The 21,700-nt window shown below is 62.8% G+C and carries 11 protein-coding genes; 2 read left to right on the forward strand and 9 right to left on the reverse strand.

Annotated elements, in window-relative coordinates:
• Positions 1 to 183: 183 nt before the first annotated feature.
• Positions 184 to 2,265: a penicillin-binding protein 1C gene (gene pbpC / locus BM216_RS13380; RefSeq protein WP_092999666.1), complete on the reverse strand. Its 2,082-nt coding sequence runs from the start codon at positions 2,263 to 2,265 to the stop codon at positions 184 to 186.
• A gap of 285 nt (positions 2,266 to 2,550) precedes the next feature.
• A complete protein-coding gene (locus BM216_RS13390; protein ID WP_092999668.1) occupies positions 2,551 to 8,004 on the reverse strand; it encodes an alpha-2-macroglobulin family protein in 5,454 nt (1,817 codons plus the stop codon).
• 212 nt (positions 8,005 to 8,216) lie between these two features.
• On the opposite strand from BM216_RS13390, the gene BM216_RS13395 reads away from it, so the two are divergent.
• Both BM216_RS13395 and BM216_RS13400 read left to right on the forward strand, forming a co-directional pair.
• Positions 8,217 to 9,140, forward strand: coding sequence for a methylenetetrahydrofolate reductase (locus BM216_RS13395; RefSeq protein ID WP_092999669.1), 924 nt, complete (start codon positions 8,217 to 8,219; stop codon positions 9,138 to 9,140).
• Between the two features lie 243 nt (positions 9,141 to 9,383).
• Complete coding sequence (locus tag BM216_RS13400) at positions 9,384 to 10,463, forward strand: acyltransferase family protein (RefSeq protein ID WP_092999670.1); 1,080 nt, start codon at positions 9,384 to 9,386, stop codon at positions 10,461 to 10,463.
• Positions 10,464 to 10,548: 85 nt separating this feature from the next.
• On the opposite strand, the gene BM216_RS13405 is transcribed toward BM216_RS13400, so the two are convergent.
• The 7 genes from BM216_RS13405 to BM216_RS13435 all read right to left on the reverse strand — a co-directional run bounded on the left by BM216_RS13405 (position 10,549) and on the right by BM216_RS13435 (position 21,697).
• Positions 10,549 to 11,202: a TerC family protein gene (locus BM216_RS13405; protein ID WP_092999671.1), complete on the reverse strand. Its 654-nt coding sequence runs from the start codon at positions 11,200 to 11,202 to the stop codon at positions 10,549 to 10,551.
• A gap of 396 nt (positions 11,203 to 11,598) precedes the next feature.
• A complete protein-coding gene (locus tag BM216_RS13410; RefSeq protein ID WP_092999672.1) occupies positions 11,599 to 13,005 on the reverse strand; it encodes a virulence factor family protein in 1,407 nt (468 codons plus the stop codon).
• Positions 13,002 to 15,578: a bifunctional lysylphosphatidylglycerol flippase/synthetase MprF gene (gene mprF / locus BM216_RS13415; RefSeq protein ID WP_092999673.1), complete on the reverse strand. Its 2,577-nt coding sequence runs from the start codon at positions 15,576 to 15,578 to the stop codon at positions 13,002 to 13,004. The genes BM216_RS13410 and mprF overlap by 4 nt, the downstream gene beginning before the upstream one ends.
• 308 nt (positions 15,579 to 15,886) lie before the next feature.
• A complete protein-coding gene (mmsB, locus tag BM216_RS13420) occupies positions 15,887 to 17,077 on the reverse strand; it encodes a multiple monosaccharide ABC transporter permease (protein WP_092999674.1) in 1,191 nt (396 codons plus the stop codon).
• Between the two features lie 3 nt (positions 17,078 to 17,080).
• Positions 17,081 to 18,643 (reverse strand): multiple monosaccharide ABC transporter ATP-binding protein, encoded by a 1,563-nt coding sequence (gene mmsA, locus BM216_RS13425; protein WP_092999675.1) that lies wholly within the window; start codon positions 18,641 to 18,643, stop codon positions 17,081 to 17,083.
• 57 nt (positions 18,644 to 18,700) lie between these two features.
• On the reverse strand, positions 18,701 to 19,762 hold the full coding sequence (gene chvE, locus BM216_RS13430; protein WP_092999676.1) for a multiple monosaccharide ABC transporter substrate-binding protein: 1,062 nt from the start codon (positions 19,760 to 19,762) through the stop codon (positions 18,701 to 18,703).
• A gap of 105 nt (positions 19,763 to 19,867) precedes the next feature.
• Positions 19,868 to 21,697: an IlvD/Edd family dehydratase gene (locus BM216_RS13435; RefSeq protein ID WP_092999677.1), complete on the reverse strand. Its 1,830-nt coding sequence runs from the start codon at positions 21,695 to 21,697 to the stop codon at positions 19,868 to 19,870.
• Positions 21,698 to 21,700 lie beyond the last annotated feature (3 nt).

A 21,700-nucleotide genomic window follows, 5' to 3' on the forward strand; every position in this document is an offset into this window, starting at 1 on the left:
ACTTAGCCTTCGGCAAGATCATGATTTGTAACCTCTCCCGCCGAGGGAGAGGTAGGGCGTCGAGGGCGCGGCACCGGTATCTCTCCCCCTTGTGGGAGAGAAAGCGATTTCGAAATCTTAGCCAAAGGCTAAGTTTCAGAAATCGCAAGTGATGGGATCTGCACCACACTTTTCCCCTTCAACCTACTCCACAAACACCCGCACCGTCGCCGCCCTGCCTGCACTGTCGATCACCGTCAGCGTCGAAAACCCCGCGCCTTCCGGCAGCCATTGGTTGATGCGGCGGCGGGAAAGATCGGCGAGCGGCTTGCCGTTGGCGAGCCAGCGGAACGGCGGGCGACCGCCCTGTAGTTTCAGGACGAGCGGCGAAATATCTCCCGACAGTGCGCCGAGATCGACCTTCGCACCTTCCGGCGGATAGACGATCTGCGGCGCGGCCTCGCGGCTCGACGCGCGAACCAGACCGCTTGCCGTTATCGCAAAACGCCGCTGCCCGATCGGCAGATCGGTCTGCGCCAGCCGCACTGCGCCGGGCGGGGCGGATGGATGCGGGGTGATCGGCACGCCGGAGCGGGAAAAGGCCTCGAACAGGATCGGCGCCGCCGTCTGGTAGCCGGCGATGCCGGGCACGGCGCCATTGTCGGGCCTGCCGACCCAGACGCCCAGCACATAACGCCCGTCATAACCGACCGACCAGGCATCGCGATAGCCGTAACTCGTCCCCGTCTTGTAGGCGATGCCGAGTTTTCGGCTGCCGGTTGGCGGCAGCACGTCGGACAACGCATCGGTGACGTTCCAGATCGCCTGGCGCTCCAGGATCGGCTCATTGTCCAGCATCGCCGGCTGCTCGTCTATGCCGTTGCCGACCCGCACAGGCTGGCCGCCATCGGCGAGCGCCGCATAGCTTTGCACCAGATCCTTGAGCGTGATGCCGACGCCGCCGAGACCGATCGCCAGTCCCGGCGCCTCGTTCGGCGGCAGGACCGGCCTCACGTCGGCGCGGCGAAACCGGATCATCAGCCGCGACGGGCCGACCGCATCGAGCAAGCGCACCGCCGGCACGTTGAGCGACAGTTGCAGGGCCTGGCGCACCGTCACGTCGCCCTGGTAGGTCATGTCGAAATTCTTCGGCCGGTAGCCGAAGAAATCCGCCGGGCGATCCTCGATCATCGTTTCCTGGGAGACGAGCCCCTGTTCGAAGGCAAGCCCGTAGATGAAGGGCTTCAAGGTAGAACCGGGCGAACGCAGCCGCCGCGTCATGTCGATCCAGCCGGATCGTCCGGCATCGAAATAATCTGCCGATCCCACCTCGCCTACTATTTCCCCGGTCGTCGCATCGGCCATCACCATAGCAAGCGACACCTTTGGGGCGAGCTTGGCCGAGGCATCGCGCGCCACCTCCTCCAGCTTCTGCTGGATATTGCGCTTCAGCGTGCTGCGGTATTCCTCCGCGTTCGGCTTTCTACGGATGGCGGCTTCGGCAAGATGCGCGGCATAGGCTGGCAGTTGCAGCCTGCGCTGCGGGATCACGTCATGGGAAGCACGCTCCGCCTCACCCTCCCCCGTAACCTCGGAAACGGCGGGACGGGTGAGAACGCGTTCCCGCGCCGCAAGCGCCATCTTCGGATTTCGATCCGGGCGACGGGATTCCGGTGATTGCGGCAGGGCGACGAGAAGGGCCGCCTCCGCCACCGTCAGCCGCTTCGGCTCCTTGCCGAACCAGGCGAGGCTTGCGGCGCGGATCCCCTCCAGATTGCCGCCATAGGGGGCGTGGGTGAGATAGAGCTGCAGGATCTCCCGCTTGCCGAGCCGCCGCTCGATCTGGATGGCGCGGGCGAGCTGCAGCAGTTTTGCGGAAAGGGAGCGGGTCTCCCGCGGCTCGATCAGCCGAGCCACCTGCATGGAAAGCGTGGAGGCACCGGAGACGATCCGGCCATTGGTGACGAGCTGGAACGCCGCACGCCCGATCGCCCATGGGTCGATGCCGCCATGCTCGTAGAAGCGACGATCCTCATAGGCGATCAGCATGTCGAGGAAACGCGGGTCGACATCCTCGACATCCGTCTTCAGCCGCCAGCGGCCCTGCGGCGTGGCGAAGGCGCGGAGCAGCTCGCCATCGGAATCCAGCACCTCGCGCGAGACGGTGGTGGCATTCTCCAGCGGCGGCGGATAGGCGCGATCGGCCCATTCCAGACCGAGCCAGGCCGCCCCCGCCAGAATGAGGCAGGTGCCGACACCGATCGAGAATTTCCACCTGCGCTTCATATGAGATCTTCTGTTTGTTTTGGCCTCCCGGCATATGCCGGAATATCAGTCTGCACTTGCATCAGTGGCGCCGGCGCCCCCTCATCCGGCTGCCTCCGCTTTTCCTGCAAGAGATTCAATCGCCTATGAAGCAAGTCCCCCTCTGGCCTGCCGGCCATCTCCCCCACAAGGGGGAGAAGACTCGCCGCAATCACCTGCCTCGATTGGGCTGTAGCGGTGAGGCTGGGTAAGCCCTCCCCCTTGTGGGGAGGGTTGGGAGGGGTCTTCTCTTCATATGCTCCGACATCACTGCCCCCCAACAACCTCCATCTTGCCCATCGCCGTGCGTGCGGAAAACTGCGGACGGTACATGTCCTCCACCTGCGCGGCCGGATGATCGTAGACACCGGGCGTCACGGCGCGGACGACATAGGCCAGCGTGATCTGCCGGTTGTCGCCCTGGGAGCGATCAAAAGCGGCGACGAAGCGGTCGTTGCGGAATTCCGTATGGGCCGCCTGCACTTCCTCGATCCAGTCGAAATTGGTGAGGTTCGCGCTGTTGACGATCGACGGATTGTCGATCTCGAAACCGGCGGGCAGGAGATCGGTGACGACGATGCGCGATGGCCAGTCGTTGGTCTCGGTGACATTAAGCACCACGACATAGCGCTCGTTCTGCTGTGCGGCGCTGACATTCGCCTCTTCGCCGGCCATGGTGTAATAGGTCCGCGAAATCTCGAACCCATCGCCCCCGGCCGGCAGCGGCGTGGCGGGTGCGGCAACGGTGGTGATGGCAGCCGACAGCGGATCGCCGCTGTCGTTGCGCACCGTCAGCGGATGGTCGAGCAGGACATCGCCCGCCATCTGCGACATCAGCGTGCCGGTATGGGCAGCGCCGTTGACGTTGAGGCGGAGACTGTCATCACCGTTCTGCAGGGCGCGGGCGGCGAGCAGCATCCAGGTCTGCTCCTGGGTGCTGGTATATTTCTTGGCGCTCCACTCCTTGGCGACGACATCCGCCAATGCCGGCACGATCGGCGGCACCGGCCGGCTTTCGGCGGCAAGCGCCAGCACGGCCGCACCATCACGCAGCGACGAACCGTAATCGGAGCGGGCAAGGCTGACCTTATGAACCTGCGCATCCGCCGACATCTGCAGCGCGGCATTGAAGATCGCCTGCGAGCGCTGGCCGTCGCCGTAAAGCGAGAGTGCTGCCGCGATATGCGCCTTGGCGAGTGGCGTCGGGAAATCGCCGAGCATCGTGTCGGCGTAATAGCGCAGATCGCTGATCGCCGCCTTGCGGTTGCGGGCGAGCACGTAGAGCGCATAGGCGATCTGGTTGCCCTGGTCGCGGACATTGGTCGTGTAGGCGAGCGTGTTCTGCAGGTTTTCCAGCGCCTGGACGAGCGGCTTTTCCGGCACGTCGTAACCCTGTTCGCGCGCCCGCGAGAGGAAGTCGCTCACATAGGCATCGAGCCAGAGATCGCTGCCCGCACCATCAGGCCCCCAGAGGCCGAAACTGCCGGCGGAGGCCTGGAAGGAGAGGACACGATAGATCGCATCCTGCACCCGCTTCTTCACCTCGGCATCGTCGGCAAGCCCGTTCTGTACCGCCATTTCGCTCAGATAGAGCAGCGGCAGGGCACGGCTCGTCGTCTGCTCGGCGCAGCCATAGGGGTAGCGGCTGAGGCTCATCAGCAGCGCCGGCACGTCGAACGCATTCGAGCGGCTGACATTGACGCTGACCGAAGCGCCCTGGAGGACGCTGTCGGCCAGAAGATTGCCGTCTACCGTAACGCTGGCACCCGGCTTGAGATCGACCAGCCGCCGTTCCGTCACCGGCATGGCCGCCGGGCGGACAGGGATATTGAGTACCTGATCGACGGAAAGACCGGAGCTGTTGGCGAGCTTGATCGAAACCGTGCCGTCGCCGGGCTCGATGCCGACCAGCGGCAGGGTGACACTCGTCTTTCCACCAGCGGCCAATTCAACCGGTTTGACGGCGCTCTGGCCGATGGCGACCGCATCGCTGGTCTCAACGGTGAGGTCATAGGTGCCGGCCGGTCCATCGGTATTGGCGATGTCGAGCCTCAGATTGCTGTCGTCTCCGGGCGCCAGGAAACGCGGCAGGCTGGAGGTAATGACGATCGGATCGCGGATGATCACATCCTTGACGCCGTGACCGACGCCGGATTTCGACCAGGCGACGGCCATGACCCGCGCCGTGCCGTTGAACTGCGGGACGTCGAAGGAGACCTTCGCCTTGCCCTCCGCGTCCAGTTTCACCGGACCGGAGAAGAATGCCACCAGCTTTTCCTTCGGCGGGCTTGCCTGCAGCGCCATGCTGCCGCCATCGCCACCGGTTCTGAGACGCCCGGTCGCACCGAGCGAACCATCGATCAGCCGACCGTAGATATCGCGGATTTCGAGCCCGAGGCGACGCTGGCCAAAGTACCAGTCGTCGGGTGCGGGCGGCTCGTAACGGGTGAGATTGAGAATGCCGACATCGACAGCCGCGACCGTGACATAGGCGTCTTCATTGGCGCCGGCACCCGCCACCTGCAGCGAGATATCGAGCGGCTGGCGCGGCAGCGTCTTGTCCGGTGCCTCGATGGCGATCGCGAGATCACGCGCTTCCGGATCGACCTTCAGCCAGGTAATGCCGATTGCCCGCATCGGCATGCGGCTTTCGCGGGCCTCACCGGGACGATAGAGCGTCGCGGTGACGTAGGAACCTGCGCCCCAATCGGCGGTCACGGGGATTTCGACCTCGCCGCCATTCTCGGAAATGCTGGCGGTCTCGACGGTGATCAGCTCTTCGGAGCCGGCCATGACCATCAGTTCGCCGGCATAACGCGAGGAGACCTTGAGCTTGGCCGTATCACCAACCTTGTAGCTCGGCTTGTCGAGCGCGACTTCCAGTGCATCCGGCGTTTCCGTCGATGTGGCGGTGACGAACCAGCCAGCATCGAACTCGACGCTGGAGGCCGGACCGCCGATATCGGTAGTCTCGACCTCAAGGCGGTAGCGACCCCATTCGACCGGCACGGACACGCGCCCGCCATCTGTCGTCACGTCGGTGGTGCCGTTGGCGACCTGACGCGTGCGGGTGATGGGCTCGTAGCGCCACGAATTGCCGTCGCGATACCACTGGTAATCCTGATCGACCTTGACCAGCTTCCACGGCAGACCCTTCGAAGCCTGCTTGGCGCCGGCCTCATCGACGAGGATCAAGTTGAAATTGCCGACGGCACCTTCCGGCAGATCGCCGGAAAATTCCGGCTTGATGCCGATCCTCGGCCCATCCGCCTTGACCGGCAGCGACAGATTGCGCTCGATCGCGCGGCCGCCCGTCTCCTGCATCCGCACGACGATATCGGCGTTGATGAGCTTGGTGGTGGACAGCAGCTCAGTGACATCAGCGTCGAACGTGGCCTTGCCGTCCTCGTCCGTGTCCTCCAGCGCATCGAGCGGGATTCGGACGGTTTCGGTCTCTTCCTCATCGGCGAGGCCGAACTGGTAGCCGGGGAAGGCCGCGTTTTCGCGGGTCGGCTTCAAGGCAATCTCACCTTCGAGGCCGAGGCCTGCGGCCGGAGCACCATAGAGATAACGGCCGTCGATCGTCACCGAAGCCGGCTCGCCGACGGTGATTTCCTTCGCCTCGCTCGTCATGTCGAATTCGATGCGATCCGGCACGAAATCGTCGACAAGAAAAGTCTTTTCGCCGATCGCCGAGCCCTTGGGATCGGTAAACACCTGCATCGTCCAGGTGCCGCGCATGGAGGTGTCCTGGAGGGCCAGATCGAGCGTATAGCCGCCGATATTGCCGTTCTTGACCATCCGCCGGTCCTCGACACCATCGGGCCTGAGGAAGACGAAGGTGAGCGGCAGGTTCTCGATCGCTGTCGCATCGACATTACGGGCAAGGGCGCTCGCATGCACCACCTCGCCGGGGCGATAGATGCCGCGCTCGGTCCAGGAGAGAAGGTCGATCGCGCCTGGTGCGGGGCGACCGGTGACGCCGCGGTCGGAAAGATCGAAGCCGGCGCGGGTCATGTCGAGGAAGACATAATCCTTTCCGCCACTCTGGGCCGTCAGTACTGCCGGCACCATGGCCGCCGTGCCGCGCATCAGGCCGGCGGTGAAGGTGGCGCGGCCGTCGGCATCGGTCTTTGCGGTACCAAGGATTTCATTGTTCTTGGCCAGAAGCTGCAGGTCGACGCCTTCGATCGGTTTTGCCGAGCCGAGGGAGCGGGCAAACACATGCAGCCCATCCGTGCCGGCATAGGTGGTGAGGCCGATATCGGAAACGACGAACCATTGCGTCGCCTTGTTGTCCCATTCCTGGTTGACGGCATTGGCAGCGGAGGCCGTTAGCACATAGACGCCGGGCTTGTGCTCGGGCAGCGCCTCGTCGACCGGGAAACTGGTGGTCACGTCCTTGTTGAGATCCTGGCCCAGATCGATCGTGCCCTGCCAGACGAGCTCGCCGTTTTCCTGTTCGATGCGGTCGGCGCTGTAGCCGGTCATCTGGGTGAGGAACTGCGAATTGGTGAGAAGCGGCGCTATGTTGCGGTCGCCGATCCGGTAGAGCTTCAGGTTGGCCTGTTCGGTATTGACCGAGACGATCGGGATGCCGCGGCGCGCAGTCGACGGCAGGACGAAACTGTCGCCGGTGAAGCGCACCATCGGCGAGCGGTCCTTGACGTAAACCTCAAGATCCACCTGGGCCGGCAGCGGCTCGTCGACCGAGGACGGCAGGCCGCGGCGCAGCGACAGCTTGTAGCGCTGGCCGTGGATGAGGCCCTCGACGCAGATCTGGTTGTCCTTGGCTTCCATCGCCTTCGGCGCCTGGCCGTCGAGCGTGACGAAGGGGGCGTAATCGACGCCGGCCTTCACCAGCGGTTCGGAAAACTGCACGCAGGCGCGCGGATTGGCGCTGTCGGCATCGACCGTATTGCCGCTGACGCGAAAGCCCTGGCGTTCGCGCAGGTCGTTATAGGCGGCCTGCACGGTGCGGGCGCTGACGAGGGCAAGGCTCTGCTTGTAGGCGGTGAGCGCCTGGCGATAATTCTGCTGCTTGGCGAGTGCGGCGCCGAGCACTGCCAACGCATCCGCGCGGCTCTGCGTCGTGCGCGACATCAGATAGCCGTTGATCGCGGCAAGCGTGCCTTCGCTGTCTGCGGTGCTGTTGTTCCTTGCGATCCCGGCGGCCCGGGCAAGCGCGATCCAGAGATCAACGTCATCCGGCGTGAACGACAAGGCACCCTTGTAATTGTAGATCGCCGTATCGACCTGGCCGGAGAGAAGTTCGTTCTGGGCAATCGTCTTCAGGCTTTCCATGCCGTAGCCCTGCTGGTTGTCGCCAAGCGATAGGCCATCCTTCTGCTCACGCGCCTGGGTCAGCATGTCGTCCGACAGGAAGGACAGGCGCGGCGGGGCGCCGATATCCGGCTCGGCCGCAACTTCGACAATCTTGCCGGCAACCGCGCCGGCAAACGTGTTCAACTGGCCGTGGTCGGACTTGAGGAAGCACCATGCGGCTTTGACATTATACGTAAAGGCCCGGCACTGGTTGTCGCCGATGCAAGCCGTCTCGCACTGGTCCTGGCTGACATTCTTGACGGTGCGCAGGTCGAAGCCGAGATAATCGCCATCCGCGGTCGTCTCGATCCGCCGTTCGGCAGCATTCAGTGGTGAGACGAAAGCCAATGCGGAAAAGAGCAAGGCTGAAAGGCCGAAGATCGCGCGCCTAGACATGAAAAGTCCCCCCGTGGCTGCCGTCGGATGCGATGTTGTCCAATGTGCGGGAACGCTTGTCAACGAGGCTCTTGCTGTCGCAAACGGACGAAATCAAACCGAAAGTGGCGCGGTGAGGAAACTGCGCCCTGCAAAGCTGTGCCAGAAATGCCGTCTCGCCTGTCCTTTGATGATGGCGGACAGACAGTCTTGTGATGTAGAAGGCAGTCGAAATGGCAATTCTCAATGTGTTCAGAAACAAGCGCGTGGACGACAGGCCGGAGCCGGCGCGCTTCGGCAGTCTGCTCGGCGGCTATTCGATCGAGGTCATGCCGCGCACGGCGGCCAAGATCGAGAATTTCCGCGACTTCCTGCCAGTCGGCACGCGGGTCTATATCGCCCATATCGACGGCACGCCGATCGAGGACATGATAGCGACGGCAAAGCGCCTGACCGACGAGGGTTATGCAGTCATGCCGCATATCCCGGCGCGCAGCATCCACGGCAAGGTGATGCTGGATGACTGGCTCAACCGTTATCACAACGAGGCGGGCGTCACCCAGGCGCTGCTTCTGGCTGGCGGCGTCGCCACGCCGGCGGGCGATCTCAACAGCTCGCTGCACCTGATCGAAACCGGCCTTTTCGACCGCTACGGCTTCAAGCGCCTGCATGTCGCAGGCCACCCGGAAGGCAACAAGGATATCGACAAGGACGGCACAACCGCCGTCGTCGACGAGGCGCTGAAGTTCAAACAGGCCTATGCGGAAAGCAGCGACGCGGAGATGGCGATCGTCACCCAGTTCGCCTTCGATGCCAAGCCGGTCATTCAATGGGCCGAACGCATTACCGCCGCCGGCGTCAACTTGCCGATCCATCTCGGTATTGCCGGCCCGACCAAGCTTCAGACGCTGATCAAGTTCGCCATTTCCTGCGGCGTCGGCCCGTCGCTGAGCGTATTGCAGAAGCGCGCGCTGGACCTGAGCAAGCTTCTCACCCCTTACGAGCCGGACGAGTTCCTGGCCGAGATCGCCGATTACAAGGCCAGCAATCCGCAGAGCCTGATCGAGCAGATCCACGTCTTCCCCTTGGGCGGCATCCGCCCGAGCGCCGACTGGATGAACGAGCGAGCCGCCGAGGCACAGGTTCTGGCCGTTTAAGATCGCCGAGTGGATTTGGCCGATATACCCAAGTGGTGAAACCACTCTTCGTCATTCTCGGGCTTGTCCCGAGAATCTACTCATGTTGAACATGATCAGGACGTAGCAGATCCTCGGGACAAGCCCGAGAATGACGTCGCATAAGGTGCGCCCCTCGAACGGCGGGAACACACTACCTCATTCATCTTTTGCGAAGGTCGAAGCGTTAGCGTGCGCTTTACGCTTTCGGGACCGAGCAGCATCATGACCACCGCCAAACCGCAAAGACTGCTCAACCTCGATATCCTGCGCCTCGTCTCGGCGGTCATGGTGCTGCTGTTCCACTACGGTTTTCGCATGCGGCTTTCAGGCGAAGGCGGCGGCATCGGCTTTCCGGAACTGGCACCGGTCGCCATGTGGTTCGATGCCGGCCTGCTGATCTTCTTTGCCATTTCCGGTTATGTCATTGCCATGTCGGCGAAGGGTCGTCCCGCCTTCGAATTTGCCGCCGGACGCTTTGCCCGGCTGTGGCCGACCTTCGTGCTCTGCGCGACGATCACCGCGATCGTATTGACGCTGTTTCCGGTCCCGACGCTCGAGCAGCCGACGGTCAAGCAATGGCTGGCGCATCTCGTCATCGTGTCCCGCGCGCTCGGCCAGCCTTTTCTCGACGGAGCCTATTGGACGATCGTCTACGAGATCATCTTCTATTTTTGGGTTTTCGTCTTTTCCGCACTTGGCCTGTTCAAGCGCCATTGGCGCCTGATCGTGATCGCCTGGCTGGCGCTCTCGGCGCTGAATGAACTGGTCATCGGCAGCGGCGCGATCCAGAAACTCTTCATCACCGAATATTCCGGCTTCTTCGGCTTCGGGCTCTGCCTCTTCAAGCTGCGCACGGGCCGCGAGAAACGGGATTTCATCGTTCTCTCCGCCGCCGCGATCTGGGCCAGTTGCGCGGCCTTCATCACCGAGCCGGATTTCGTCGAGATGTATGCGATCATGCGGCCGGAGCTGGGACTGATGCTCATGGGGCCGCTCTGCCTCGCAGCCGTGGTGATCGCGACCTTTTCGCCAGCCCTGCCGATCCCGGCGGCACTCGCCATCGGCCTCGGCGGCCTCACCTATCCGCTCTACCTGCTGCACCAGAATATCGGCTATGCGATCTTCGCCAATATCGCGAGCGAGGAAAACCGCTGGCTGGTGCTGTGCGGGATCGTCATTGCCTTGAGCACTGTCGCGTGGGTGATCGCGAGGTTCTTCGAGCCGCCCTGCCGGCGCGGCCTCATCGCTTTATGCCTGCAAGGGCGTGATCTTGCCCTGCGGCGCATCCGCGGCACCGCCTGAAGCGGTTGCGCAAACGAAACGGCGCGGTCCCGAAGGAACCGCGCCGCCAACATTGATTCTTACTCCGAGAAGCGGAGCCCGATCCTTACATGCCGATATAGGGCATGATCTCGTGGAAGCCGCGCCAGATCATTTCGAGCGAGACGTAGAGGATGACGGCGAGACCGACATAGGCGATCCAGCGATGCTTGTTGAGCAGGCGGGCGATGAAGCTTGCCGCGATGCCCATCAGTGCGATCGACAGGACAAGGCCGAAGATCAGCACTTCCGGATGCTCGTGCGCGGCGCCGGCAACGGCCAGAACGTTGTCGAGCGACATGGAAACGTCGGCGATGACGATCTGCCAGGCAGCCTGGGCGAAGGTCTTGCGCGGTGCACCGCCGGCAACAGTGCCGTCCTTGTTGATGTCGCTGTCGGCGAGCGCCTCGTTGGCCTCGTCCTCATGGGCATGAGGCGTGCGCAGCTCGCGCCACATCTTCCAGCAGACCCACAGCAGCAGGACGCCACCGGCAAGCAGCAGGCCGACGATCTGCAGAAGCTGGGTCGTAGCCAGCGCGAAACCGATACGCAGGACGGTCGCGGCAATGATACCGACCAGGATGGCCTTGGCACGCTGTTCCTTCGGCAGGCCGGCAGCGGCCAGACCGATGACGATCGCGTTGTCACCGGCCAGAACCAGGTCGATCATGATAACTTGCAGGAGAGCGGACAATGCCTCCGGCGTGAAGAACTCCATCATATGGACACCCATCTCAAGGCAGGGGCGCCGGAGTTCGCGAACACCGCTGCGGAACGAAATCCGGCCTTGTCGCCAGATCCAGTCATCCGTTCAGCAGAAATCTTCACGATACCAGGCACCGAAGTTGGAAAATCCAGTCCGACATCACAGTTCACAACGCAAACTGCCAGAGGGGCCCGGTCCTGGTGAAGCGAGACTTAACGCCGCAGCGCCCGAAACTCAAGGGGCGAGTTCACGAAACCGTGGGCGGTCCGTGATTCACCGCGGAGCCTCGCGTTAGAGCGTTTCCGCTTTTCTGCGAAACGCGAAATCGCTCTGATCCTCTGATCTTACGCAGTTCCGGACGCAAAGCCGCTACGCACTTTCGCTGGAACCGGTCCAGTGGCTGGCGCATGTTCATTTCGGCAGGCGCGTCTGCAGGCTGTCGAGGATCCGCTTTCCGAGCGCCGCATAATCCTCGTCGAAATGGTGGCCGCCATCGATGGGCACGGATTCGACGCCCTTCGCCTTCAGTGTCGGGCACGGATCGTCGTCCTCGTCCGTCCCGTAGATGCATTGCACCAGGTTGCTGCGGATCTTGACGATGTCGTCGACGGTCTTGCCGCCTTCACCGTCGCCTGCCATGCCGAGCCAGCCGGTGACGGAGACCTCGTAATCGACCTGGGGTGACAACGCCATGAGCGAGATCTGCTTCACCCGCCGTTTCGTCGCCTTGGGCAGCATGTTGTAGGCAGCCGGCAGGATATCGGCACCGAAGGAATAGCCGATCAGCACGACGTTCGAGACGCCCCACTTGTCGGTATAGGTGTCGATGATGCGCTTCAGGTCTTCCGATGTCTCTTCGGGCGTGCGCTTGGTCCAGAAATACCGCAGCGAATCCACGCCGACGGTCGGCATGCCCTGGGACTGCAGATAACCGCCGACCTCGCTGTCGAGATCGCGCCAGCCGCCGTCGCCGGAATAGATGATCGCCATCGTGTCCATGGCAGGCTTCGCCTCGAGAACCGAAAGCGGCAGGCCCAGATCCCCCTGGGACCGATCGGCGGAGAGCTGCCCTTCCAGCCATGTGCTCAAGTAGTCCTGGGCGTCGTCCGAGGTTTCCTTCACCGTTATATCGGCATGAGCCTGCTTGAGGGCGAGGCCATGGGTCTTGCCGGTCTGATCGGCATCCGGCGTAAACGCGATCGTGACGGGCGCCGGCAAAGCACCGTCAGTCAGCCCGTAGACGATGCCGGTATCCGTCGGGCGCTTGTCGGCCGGGGTGCAGAGCTGCTTCTTCAGCGGCACGCCCTCGACCGGATCGACCGCGACCGCGCCGCCGATCGTGGCGAGCGGGCTCTGCGCGATCATTGCCAGCACCAGCGCACCGCCCTCGCCAGCACCGGCGAGGATCGGATGGCGGTAATCGCGGTTTCCGATCCGCCGCTGGATCTGCTGCGAGATGTCCTCGATATCGGAGATCATGTAGATGCAGTCGCCATCATCGGCGGCAAGCGACTGCATGTAGGAAGGAAAATCGATGCCGACCACGGCCGCGCCGCTGTCGACGATCTCCTTCGCCTCAGTCTCTTCCGCCTCGCCCCATCCCTTGCCGCCGGACACGAGGAAGACCATGCCGGTCAGTTCCGGGCTCTTCGCGTCCTGACTATCGGCATTCTGGCCGGCCTGATCCTGCTTCTGCGGCAGATAGATGTGCGGCGACACGATCATGCCGGTCTTGTATTCAGGCTCCTGCGCCAGGGCCTGCGAAGATGCGGCGGCCCCCAGGCCAAGGGCGAGCAACAGGGCTGGAAACGGTCTCATTTACCCACAACTCCTCTGATACCACCGCCGATCAGCAGGGTCGCGTCCATCATCGCCATGGCGGGACCGACCCCGGACACGGCAAGATAGCGCGGCTCCCATCGCGGGTAGAATTTCGATTTGAAGGCCTTCAGGCCTTTGAAATTATAAAAGCGCTCGCCATGCTCGAAGATCACGCTGCCGATCCGGTCCCAGGCCGGTGCGGCTTCCCGCTGCGCCATGCCGGAAAGCGGCGCCATGCCGAGGTTGAACTGCCTGAAGCCCGCATCGCGCAAATGTTCCATGATGCGGACGAACAGGAAATCCATCGAACCCTTGGGCGCATCCGGCGCAAACCGCATCAGGTCGACTGTGCCTTCGTCCTTCGTGTCGGTGACCGCAAGCGTTGCGAAGGCAACGATACGGCCTTCCTTTCTAAGGACGGCGACCGGCTGCGCCAGGACGTAGTCATCCCGGAAGGCACCGAGCGAAAAGGTCTTTTCCCGCGTGTTGTGAACGTCGAGCCAGCTGTCCGACACGGCACGCAGCGCGTCGAGATAAGGCGGGATCTGTTCGGGCTGGAGCATCTCGAATTCCAGCCCCTCGCGCACGCCCTTGTTGGCAGCCTGGCGCAGGCCAGATAGCCGGCTACCCTTTAGGTCGAAACGTTCCAGATCGACGATCGCCAGCTCGCCCAGGCGGAAGGCGCGCATGCCGGCATCGGTGCAATAGGACAGAAGCGACGGGGAGATCTGATAGAAGACCGCCCGTCCACCGCCGGTGCGGGCCTCCTCGACGAAGCGCCAGACGAGTTCGCCAATCTCGTCGCCCGGACCGACCGGATCGAACAGCGCGATCCAGGAACGGCCCTGAATGCCGTACATGATGAACGCCTTGCCGCTGTCTGAGAACATCAGCCGCTTGTCGCCCATCCGCACGAGATTGGCGTCGGCGAAGTTCTGCGCCATGGCGATCTCGGTCGCGCGCACCAGATCCTCCTCTGTCGAGGATTGCGAGCGTGTCAGCGCCGGTCGCAGCAGGCTGAAGATCGACACGGCGGCGGCAACGATGGCGATGCCGAGTATGGCGCGCAGGCCGCGCGGCGCCTCGGCGGAGAATTCGAACTGCCACCAGAGCTCGTGGCTGTAATCGACTTCGCGATAGACGAAGAACAGGATCGTCACGGCGGCCGCGACCAGGATCAGCATTGCGACGATCCACGGCGGCGTCAGCGCCTGGCGCAGCATCGAGGCCGGGCGGTTGAACTGCTTGGCACTGAGGAGAAGGCCGGCAAGCAGCACTGCGAGGAACACCGCCTCGAACAGCGCGAGCGCCTTCAGGAGCGAGAAGAGAAGGGCCAGGATGCTGCAGATGACGGCCGTCCACCATGCGCCGTCGAGCCGCTGGGCGATGCCGCGGGCGGAGATGAAAAGAACGATGCCGATGACGCTGGAGAGGAAATGCGCGCCCTCGACCAGCGGCAGCGGCATGAAATTGCCGAGGAAGTTGAGATTGCTGTCCGGCGTCGGCGTGACGCTGGACAGGACGAGCATTGCACCGGCGATCAGCGAAAACGCCGCAAGCAGCAGCGGCGCCAGGCGGAATTCCAGTTTTCGCAGGGTCGATGCCACCGGATGCCGCGAGAGCTGCTGCACTTCCAGGATGATGACGAACAGCGTGGCGACCACCAGCGGCAGGACGTGATAGATGACGCGGTAAAGGACAAGGCTGCCCAGCACCTGATCGATATCGACGGTGCTGCCGAGCGCCGCGACGATGACCGTCTCGAACACGCCGAGCCCGGCCGGCACGTGGCTGAGAACGCCGGCACCCACCGCCGTCGCATAGATGGCAAGGAAGGACGGCCAGCCGATATCCGTATGCGGCAACAGCACGTAGAGCGTCGAGGCGGAGGCCGAGATGTCGAGCGCGGTGATGAGGAATTGCTGCGACGAGGTGCGGCTGTCGGGAAGGCGCAGATGCAGCTTGCCGAGCGCGATCTCCCGCCCGTCGCGGCCGATGAAGACCAGCACCACCAGGGATGCCAGAATGACGAGCGCGATCAGCCGGATCGTCAGCTCGCCGACGCCCACGATCTGGCCGACCCGCGGCGCCGTGACGAGACAGGCAAGCGCCGTGACCGCCAAGAGGCCGATGCCGAAGGCGAAGGTGACGAAGGCGATGACGCGGCCGATATCTTCCGGCGAAAGGCCGAGCCGCGAATAACCGCGGAAGCGGATCGCTCCGCCACTGAGCGCGCCGAACCCTGCCGTGTTGCCGACCGCATAGGCGCTGAAGGCGGTCATGGCCACCGGCACGGGCGGCAGCTTGCGGCCGATATAGGCAAGTGCATTGAGATCGTAGGCCGTCAGCGCCGCGAAACTGAGCGTGGTGAAGAGCACGGCCAGCGCGATCGACGACCATTGCGTGTCTGCAAGCGCGGCGATGACCTCGTCATAGCTGACTTCCGTTGTCAGGCCGTAGATGGCAAAGGCGGTGAAGCCGAAGACCAGCAGAACCACAAGGGAAACAAGTATGCCGCGATACGCCTGGAGGGTTTCCCGAATACGACTGGAACGACTGCTGGACGCCATGGTGTGCTTTGCCTCGAAGACAAGCTCGAAATTGAAAACGCGCAGGGATGAGCAACCGGATCAAGGCTTAAGTGTGTCGCTGCCACCTGCAGGGATCATACTTTCCTGTAATGCGCGGCCAATCAATATCGTCTGGCCGTATTTTCGCTCCGGCTGAATTCCGGGATCACCGCCTCCATTCGACGCAACATTTGTGTCACCGGTTGGGCCGGCTGATCAGATTGCCACAGAGACCGGCCGCCGACGGCGGAAGTAAAAATGCGAAAGGGGCGCAGGGCGCCCCTTTCCGTCTTCGATCGATATGGTGCCTAGCGACGCTGGTTATAGACGTCGACGCAGACGGCGCCGAGCAGCACGAGGCCCTTGATGACCTGCTGGTAGTCGATGCCGATGCCGAGGATCGACATGCCGTTGTTCATCACGCCCATCAGGAAGGCGCCGATGACGGCACCCGTCACCTTGCCGACGCCACCGTAAGCCGATGCGCCGCCGATGAAGCAGGCCGCGATGACGTCGAGCTCGAAGCCCGTACCAGCCTTCGGCGTGGCGCTGTTCAGGCGGGCCGCAACGACGAGACCGGCAAGTGCTGCGAGCACACCCATGTTGACGAAGGTCCAGAACACCAGACGTGTCGTCTTGATGCCCGACAGTTCCGCCGCGCGGGCGTTGCCGCCGACGGCATAGATCTGTCGGCCGAGAATGGTGCGGTTGGTGAAGAAGCCGTAGGCGACGATCAGCACCGCCATGATGATCATCACATTCGGCAGGCCGCGATGCGAGGAGATCAGGTAGGCGACATAGGCAATCGCCGCAAAGACGACGACGTTCTTGCCGATGAAGAAGCCCATCGGTTCGCTCTCGACGCCATGCGATACGCGACGCGCACGGCTGCGGAAATTCTGCCAGACCATCAACACGGCGAGGATAAGGCCGACGACGAAGGAGGTCAGGTAGAGACCGCCTTCAGACGAGATGAGTTCGGTAAGATAACCGGAGGAAAGCTTCTGGAAGATCGGCGGGAAGGGGCCGATCGCCTGGCTACCGAGGATGGCGATCATGAAGCCGCGGAACACAAGCATGCCCGCCAGCGTCACGATGAAGGACGGTATCTTGAAATAGGCGACGAAATAGCCCTGGATGCCGCCGATAATGCCGCCGACCACGAGGCAGGCGAGGATGGCGAGCGGCAGGTTGATGCCCCACCTGACCATCAATAGACCCGCAAGCCCCCCGATGAAGCCCGCGACCGATCCGACGGAAAGGTCGATATGGCCGGTGACGATGACCATCAGCATGCCGAGCGCCATGATGACGATATAGGCGTTCTGCAGCACGATGTTCGTGACGTTGAGCGGCCTCAAGAGAATGCCGCCGGTGGCGAACTGGAAGAAGATGACGATCACGACGAGCGAGATCAGCATGCCGTAATCGCGAAGATTTTCCTTCCAGAAACCGGTGCCCGCTTTCGGAGCCACAACTGCTTCCTGTGGAGTGCTCATGGATTATCTCCCTTTGCGGCGCATGATGGCGCGCATGATATTTTCCTGCGTTGCCTCTTCGCCGGCGACTTCGCCGACGAATTCGCCTTCGTGCATGACCATGATCCTGTCGCAGGTTCCGATGAGCTCGGGCATTTCCGACGAGATCACGATGACGGCCTTACCGGCATCCGCAAGTTCGTTGATGATGGAATAGATTTCGTATTTCGCGCCGACATCGATGCCGCGCGTCGGTTCGTCCAAGATCAGGATGTCCGGCCCGGTGAACAGCCATTTCGACAGCACCACCTTCTGCTGGTTGCCGCCGGAAAGCTTGCCGGTTTCCTGATAGACATTGTGGCTGCGGATCCGCATGCGGGTGCGGAATTCCTGCGCCACCCGCATTTCCATGATGTCGTCGATCACGCCCGAGGACGATACGCCGCCGAGATGCGCGAGCGAGACGTTCTTGCGGATGTCTTCGGCAAGGATCAGCCCGAGCTGCTTGCGGTCTTCGGTGACATAGGCGAGACCCGCCTTGATGGCGCGGTGGACGTTCGAGGTATCGGCTTCCTTGCCGTGGATCTTCACGGTGCCGGTGATATCGCGGCCATAGGCCCTGCCGAAAACGCTCATGGCGAACTCGGTGCGTCCGGCGCCCATCAGGCCCGAAATGCCGACGACCTCGCCGGCGCGCACCTTCATCGAGACATTCTTGACCATCTGGCGGTGCGAATGCTGCGGGTGGTAGACCGACCAGTTCTCGACCTCGAAGATCACGTCGCCGATCTTCGGCGTACGGGCCGGGTAGCGGCTTTCGAGATCGCGGTCGACCATGCGCCGCACGATCTCATCCTCGTCGACGGCGCCTTCGTGGCAGTCGAGCGTGCCGACGGTGCGCCCGTCGCGCAGGACGGTGATCCGGTCGGCGACTTCGGTGATCTCGTTCAGCTTGTGGCTGATCATGATCGAGGTAATGCCGTTGCGGCGGAACTCCTTGAGCAGTTCCAGAAGTGCGGCGCTGTCCGTCTCGTTGAGCGACGCTGTCGGCTCGTCGAGGATCAGGAGGCGCACATCCTTCGACAGCGCCTTGGCTATTTCGACCAGCTGCTGCTTGCCGACGCCGAGATTGGTGATCAGCGTTTCCGGCACTTCGCTGCCGAGACCGACCTTGGACAGAAGCTCGCGGGTGCGCACGTAGCGCTCGTCGCGATCGATAACCCCGAATTTGGACGGGGCATTCGCCAGGAAGATGTTCTCGGCGATCGACATCAGCGGAATGAGTGCAAGCTCCTGATGGATGATGATGATGCCGAGCTTTTCGGAATCGTTGATATCGCGGAAATGACGTTCCTGCCCGTCGAACAGGATCGATCCCTCATAGGAACCGTAGGGGTAAACGCCCGACAGGACCTTCATCAGGGTCGACTTGCCGGCGCCGTTTTCACCGACAAGCGCGTGGATTTCGCCTTCCCGGACATTAAAGCTGACATCAGAAAGCGCCTTCACGGCGCCGAAACTCTTCGAAATGCCACGCATTTCGAGAATGGGCGGTTTTTCCGCGGCAGATAATACGGGATCAAGCATGACCGACTCCCAATAAAAAATGGGCCGCGCGGCTTGAATGCCGCGCGGCCTTCGGAATTACTTGATCTGGGCTTCCGTGTAGTAGCCGCTCTTGACCAGCAGATCGACATTGGTCTTGTCGATGGCGACCGGCTTCAAGAGGTAGGACGGAACGACCTTGACGCCGTTGTTGTAGGTCTTGGTGTCGTTGACCTGAGGCTCCTTGCCGCTCATGACGGAATCGACCATGTCGACCGTAACCTTGGCGAGATCGCGGGTGTCCTTGAAGATGGTCGAATACTGCTCACCGGCAATGATCGACTTGACCGAAGGAACTTCAGCGTCCTGGCCGGAAACGAACGGCATCGGCATGTCGCCCGAGCCGTAGCCGACGCCCTTGACCGACGAGAGAATGCCGATCGAGATGCCGTCATAGGGAGACAGGACCGCGTTCAGCTTCTTGTCGGAATAGGTCGAGGAGAGGATCGCGTCCATGCGGGCCTGGGCGGTTGCCGGATCCCAGCGAAGGGTGGCGACCTTGTCCATGCCGGTCTGGCCGGAACCGACGACGAGGGTGCCCTTGTCGATCAGCGGCTGCAGAACGCTCATCGCGCCGTCATAGAAGAAGTAGGCGTTGTTGTCGTCCGGGGAGCCGCCGAAGAGTTCGATGTTGAACGGACCGGCTTCGGTATCGGCCTTGAGAGCCTTGACCAGCGTCGTTGCCTGCAGGACGCCGACCTGGAAGTTGTCGAAGGTGGCGTAGTAGTCAACATTCGGCGTATCGCGGATCAGGCGGTCATAAGCGATGACCTTGATGCCGGCGTCATGAGCCTGGGCGAGCACGTCCGACAGGGTCGTGCCATCGATCGAGGCGACCACGAGCACCTTGGCGCCCTTGGTGATCATGTTTTCGATCTGCGACAGCTGGTTCGGAATATCGTCTTCTGCGTACTGGAGATCGGTCTGGTAGCCGCGCTCCTGCAGGACCTTGATCATGTTGTCGCCGTCGGCAATCCAGCGGGCCGAGGACTTGGTCGGCATGGCAACGCCGACGAGACCCTTGTCCTGCGAAAAGGCGGGAGCAGCAAACGCAACGCCCGCCATGATTGCAGCCATGGCCACAGTCTTAAATAATTTCATAATGTACTCCTCCGTTAAGGCCGGCCCCCAACGAGCCGCCGTGTTGATCGGGCGGCTCCTCGCCGCCCTCACGATCCTTGGGGCGCGCCTCGCGCGCCCTTCGGGTCAGTGATTGTCGCGCGGCAGACCCTCGGTCTGCGCGATGCGCTGGTATTTGACGGCCGGCTCGAGGACCGCACCGGTCTCCATCTGGCCGACAATACCGCGCTGGATTTCCTGCCAGGGCGTCTGGTGCTTCGGATAATGATAGCCGCCATTGGCCTCCAGCTCCCCGCGGCGAGCATTGAGCTCGTCGTCCGAGATCAGGATATTCGCCTCGCCGCGGCCAAGGTCGATGCGGACCCGGTCGCCGGTCTTCAGAAGCGCGAGACCGCCGCCGGCCGCAGCTTCCGGGGAAGCATTCAGGATCGACGGGCTGCCGGACGTACCGGACTGGCGACCGTCGCCGATGCAGGCGAGCGAGCTGATGCCCCGCTTCAGCAGGTAATCGGGCGCGCGCATGTTCACCACCTCGGCAGCGCCCGGATAACCGATCGGACCGGCGCCGCGCATGAAGAGGACCGTATGCTCGTCGATGCCGAGCGACGGATCGTCGATGCGGTGATGATAATCCTCCGGACCGTCGAACACCACGGCCTTACCTTCGAAGGCTTCCGGATCGTTCGGGTTCGACAGGTAGCGCTCGCGGAATTCCGGCGAGATGACGCTGGTCTTCATGATCGCCGACGAGAACAGGTTGCCGCGCAGAACGCGGAAACCGGCACGCGCCTTCAGCGGTTCGTCGTAACGCTTGATGACCTTGTCGTCCTCGATGATCGCGCCGCGACAATTGTCGCCGATCGTCTTGCCGTTGACGGTCATCGCGTCTTCGTTGATCAGGCCTTGGCCCATCAGCTGGTTGACGACGGCGGGAACACCGCCGGCATGGTAATAGTCTTCACCCAGATATTCGCCGGCCGGCTGCAGGTTGACGAGTAGCGGCACTTCTTCGCCATAGGTCTGCCAGTCGTCGACCGTCAGTTCCACGCCGATATGGCGGGCAAGCGCATTCAGATGGATCGGCGCATTGGTCGAGCCACCGATCGCCGAGTTGACGCGGATGGCATTGACGAAGGCGTCCTTGGTCAGGATGTCGGACGGCTTCAGGTCTTCCTTGACCATTTCGACGATGCGAAGGCCGGTGAGATAAGCGACTTCCTGGCGGTCGCGGTATGGCGCCGGAATCGCGGCCGAACCCGGAAGCTGCATGCCGAGCGCTTCGGCAAGCGAGTTCATCGTTGTCGCCGTGCCCATCGTGTTGCAGTAGCCGGTGGAAGGCGCCGACGATGCGACCAGCTTGACGAAGCCGGCATAGTCGATCTCGCCCTTGGCCAGAAGTTCGCGCGCCTTCCAGACGATCGTGCCCGAGCCGGTGCGCTCGCCGCGGAACCAGCCGTTCAGCATCGGGCCGACCGACAGGGCGATCGACGGGATGTTGACGGTTGCCGCGGCCATAAGACAGGCCGGCGTGGTCTTGTCGCAGCCGATGGTCAGCACGACGCCGTCGAGCGGATAGCCGTAAAGCACCTCGACGAGGCCGAGATAGGCGAGGTTGCGGTCGAGGCCGGCGGTCGGGCGCTTGCCGGTTTCCTGGATCGGATGGACCGGGAATTCGATCGCGATGCCGCCGGCTTCACGAATGCCTTCGCGCAGGCGATTGGCAAGCTCGAGATGGTGGCGGTTGCAGGGCGACAGGTCCGAACCGGTCTGCGCGATGCCGATGATCGGGCGGTCGGACTGCAGCTCGGCCTGGCTCAGACCGAAATTCATATAGCGCTCGAGATAGAGCGCTGTCATGTCGACGTTATCGGGATTGTCGAACCAGGCGCGGGACCGGAGCTTGCGTCCACCCGTGGTGGAGAGCTCGGTGGAAGGGGTCTTGCCGTTGTCTGCCATTGT

Source organism: Rhizobium sp. NFR07 (genome assembly GCF_900111905.1).
Taxonomy (GTDB): Bacteria; Pseudomonadota; Alphaproteobacteria; order Rhizobiales; family Rhizobiaceae; genus Neorhizobium.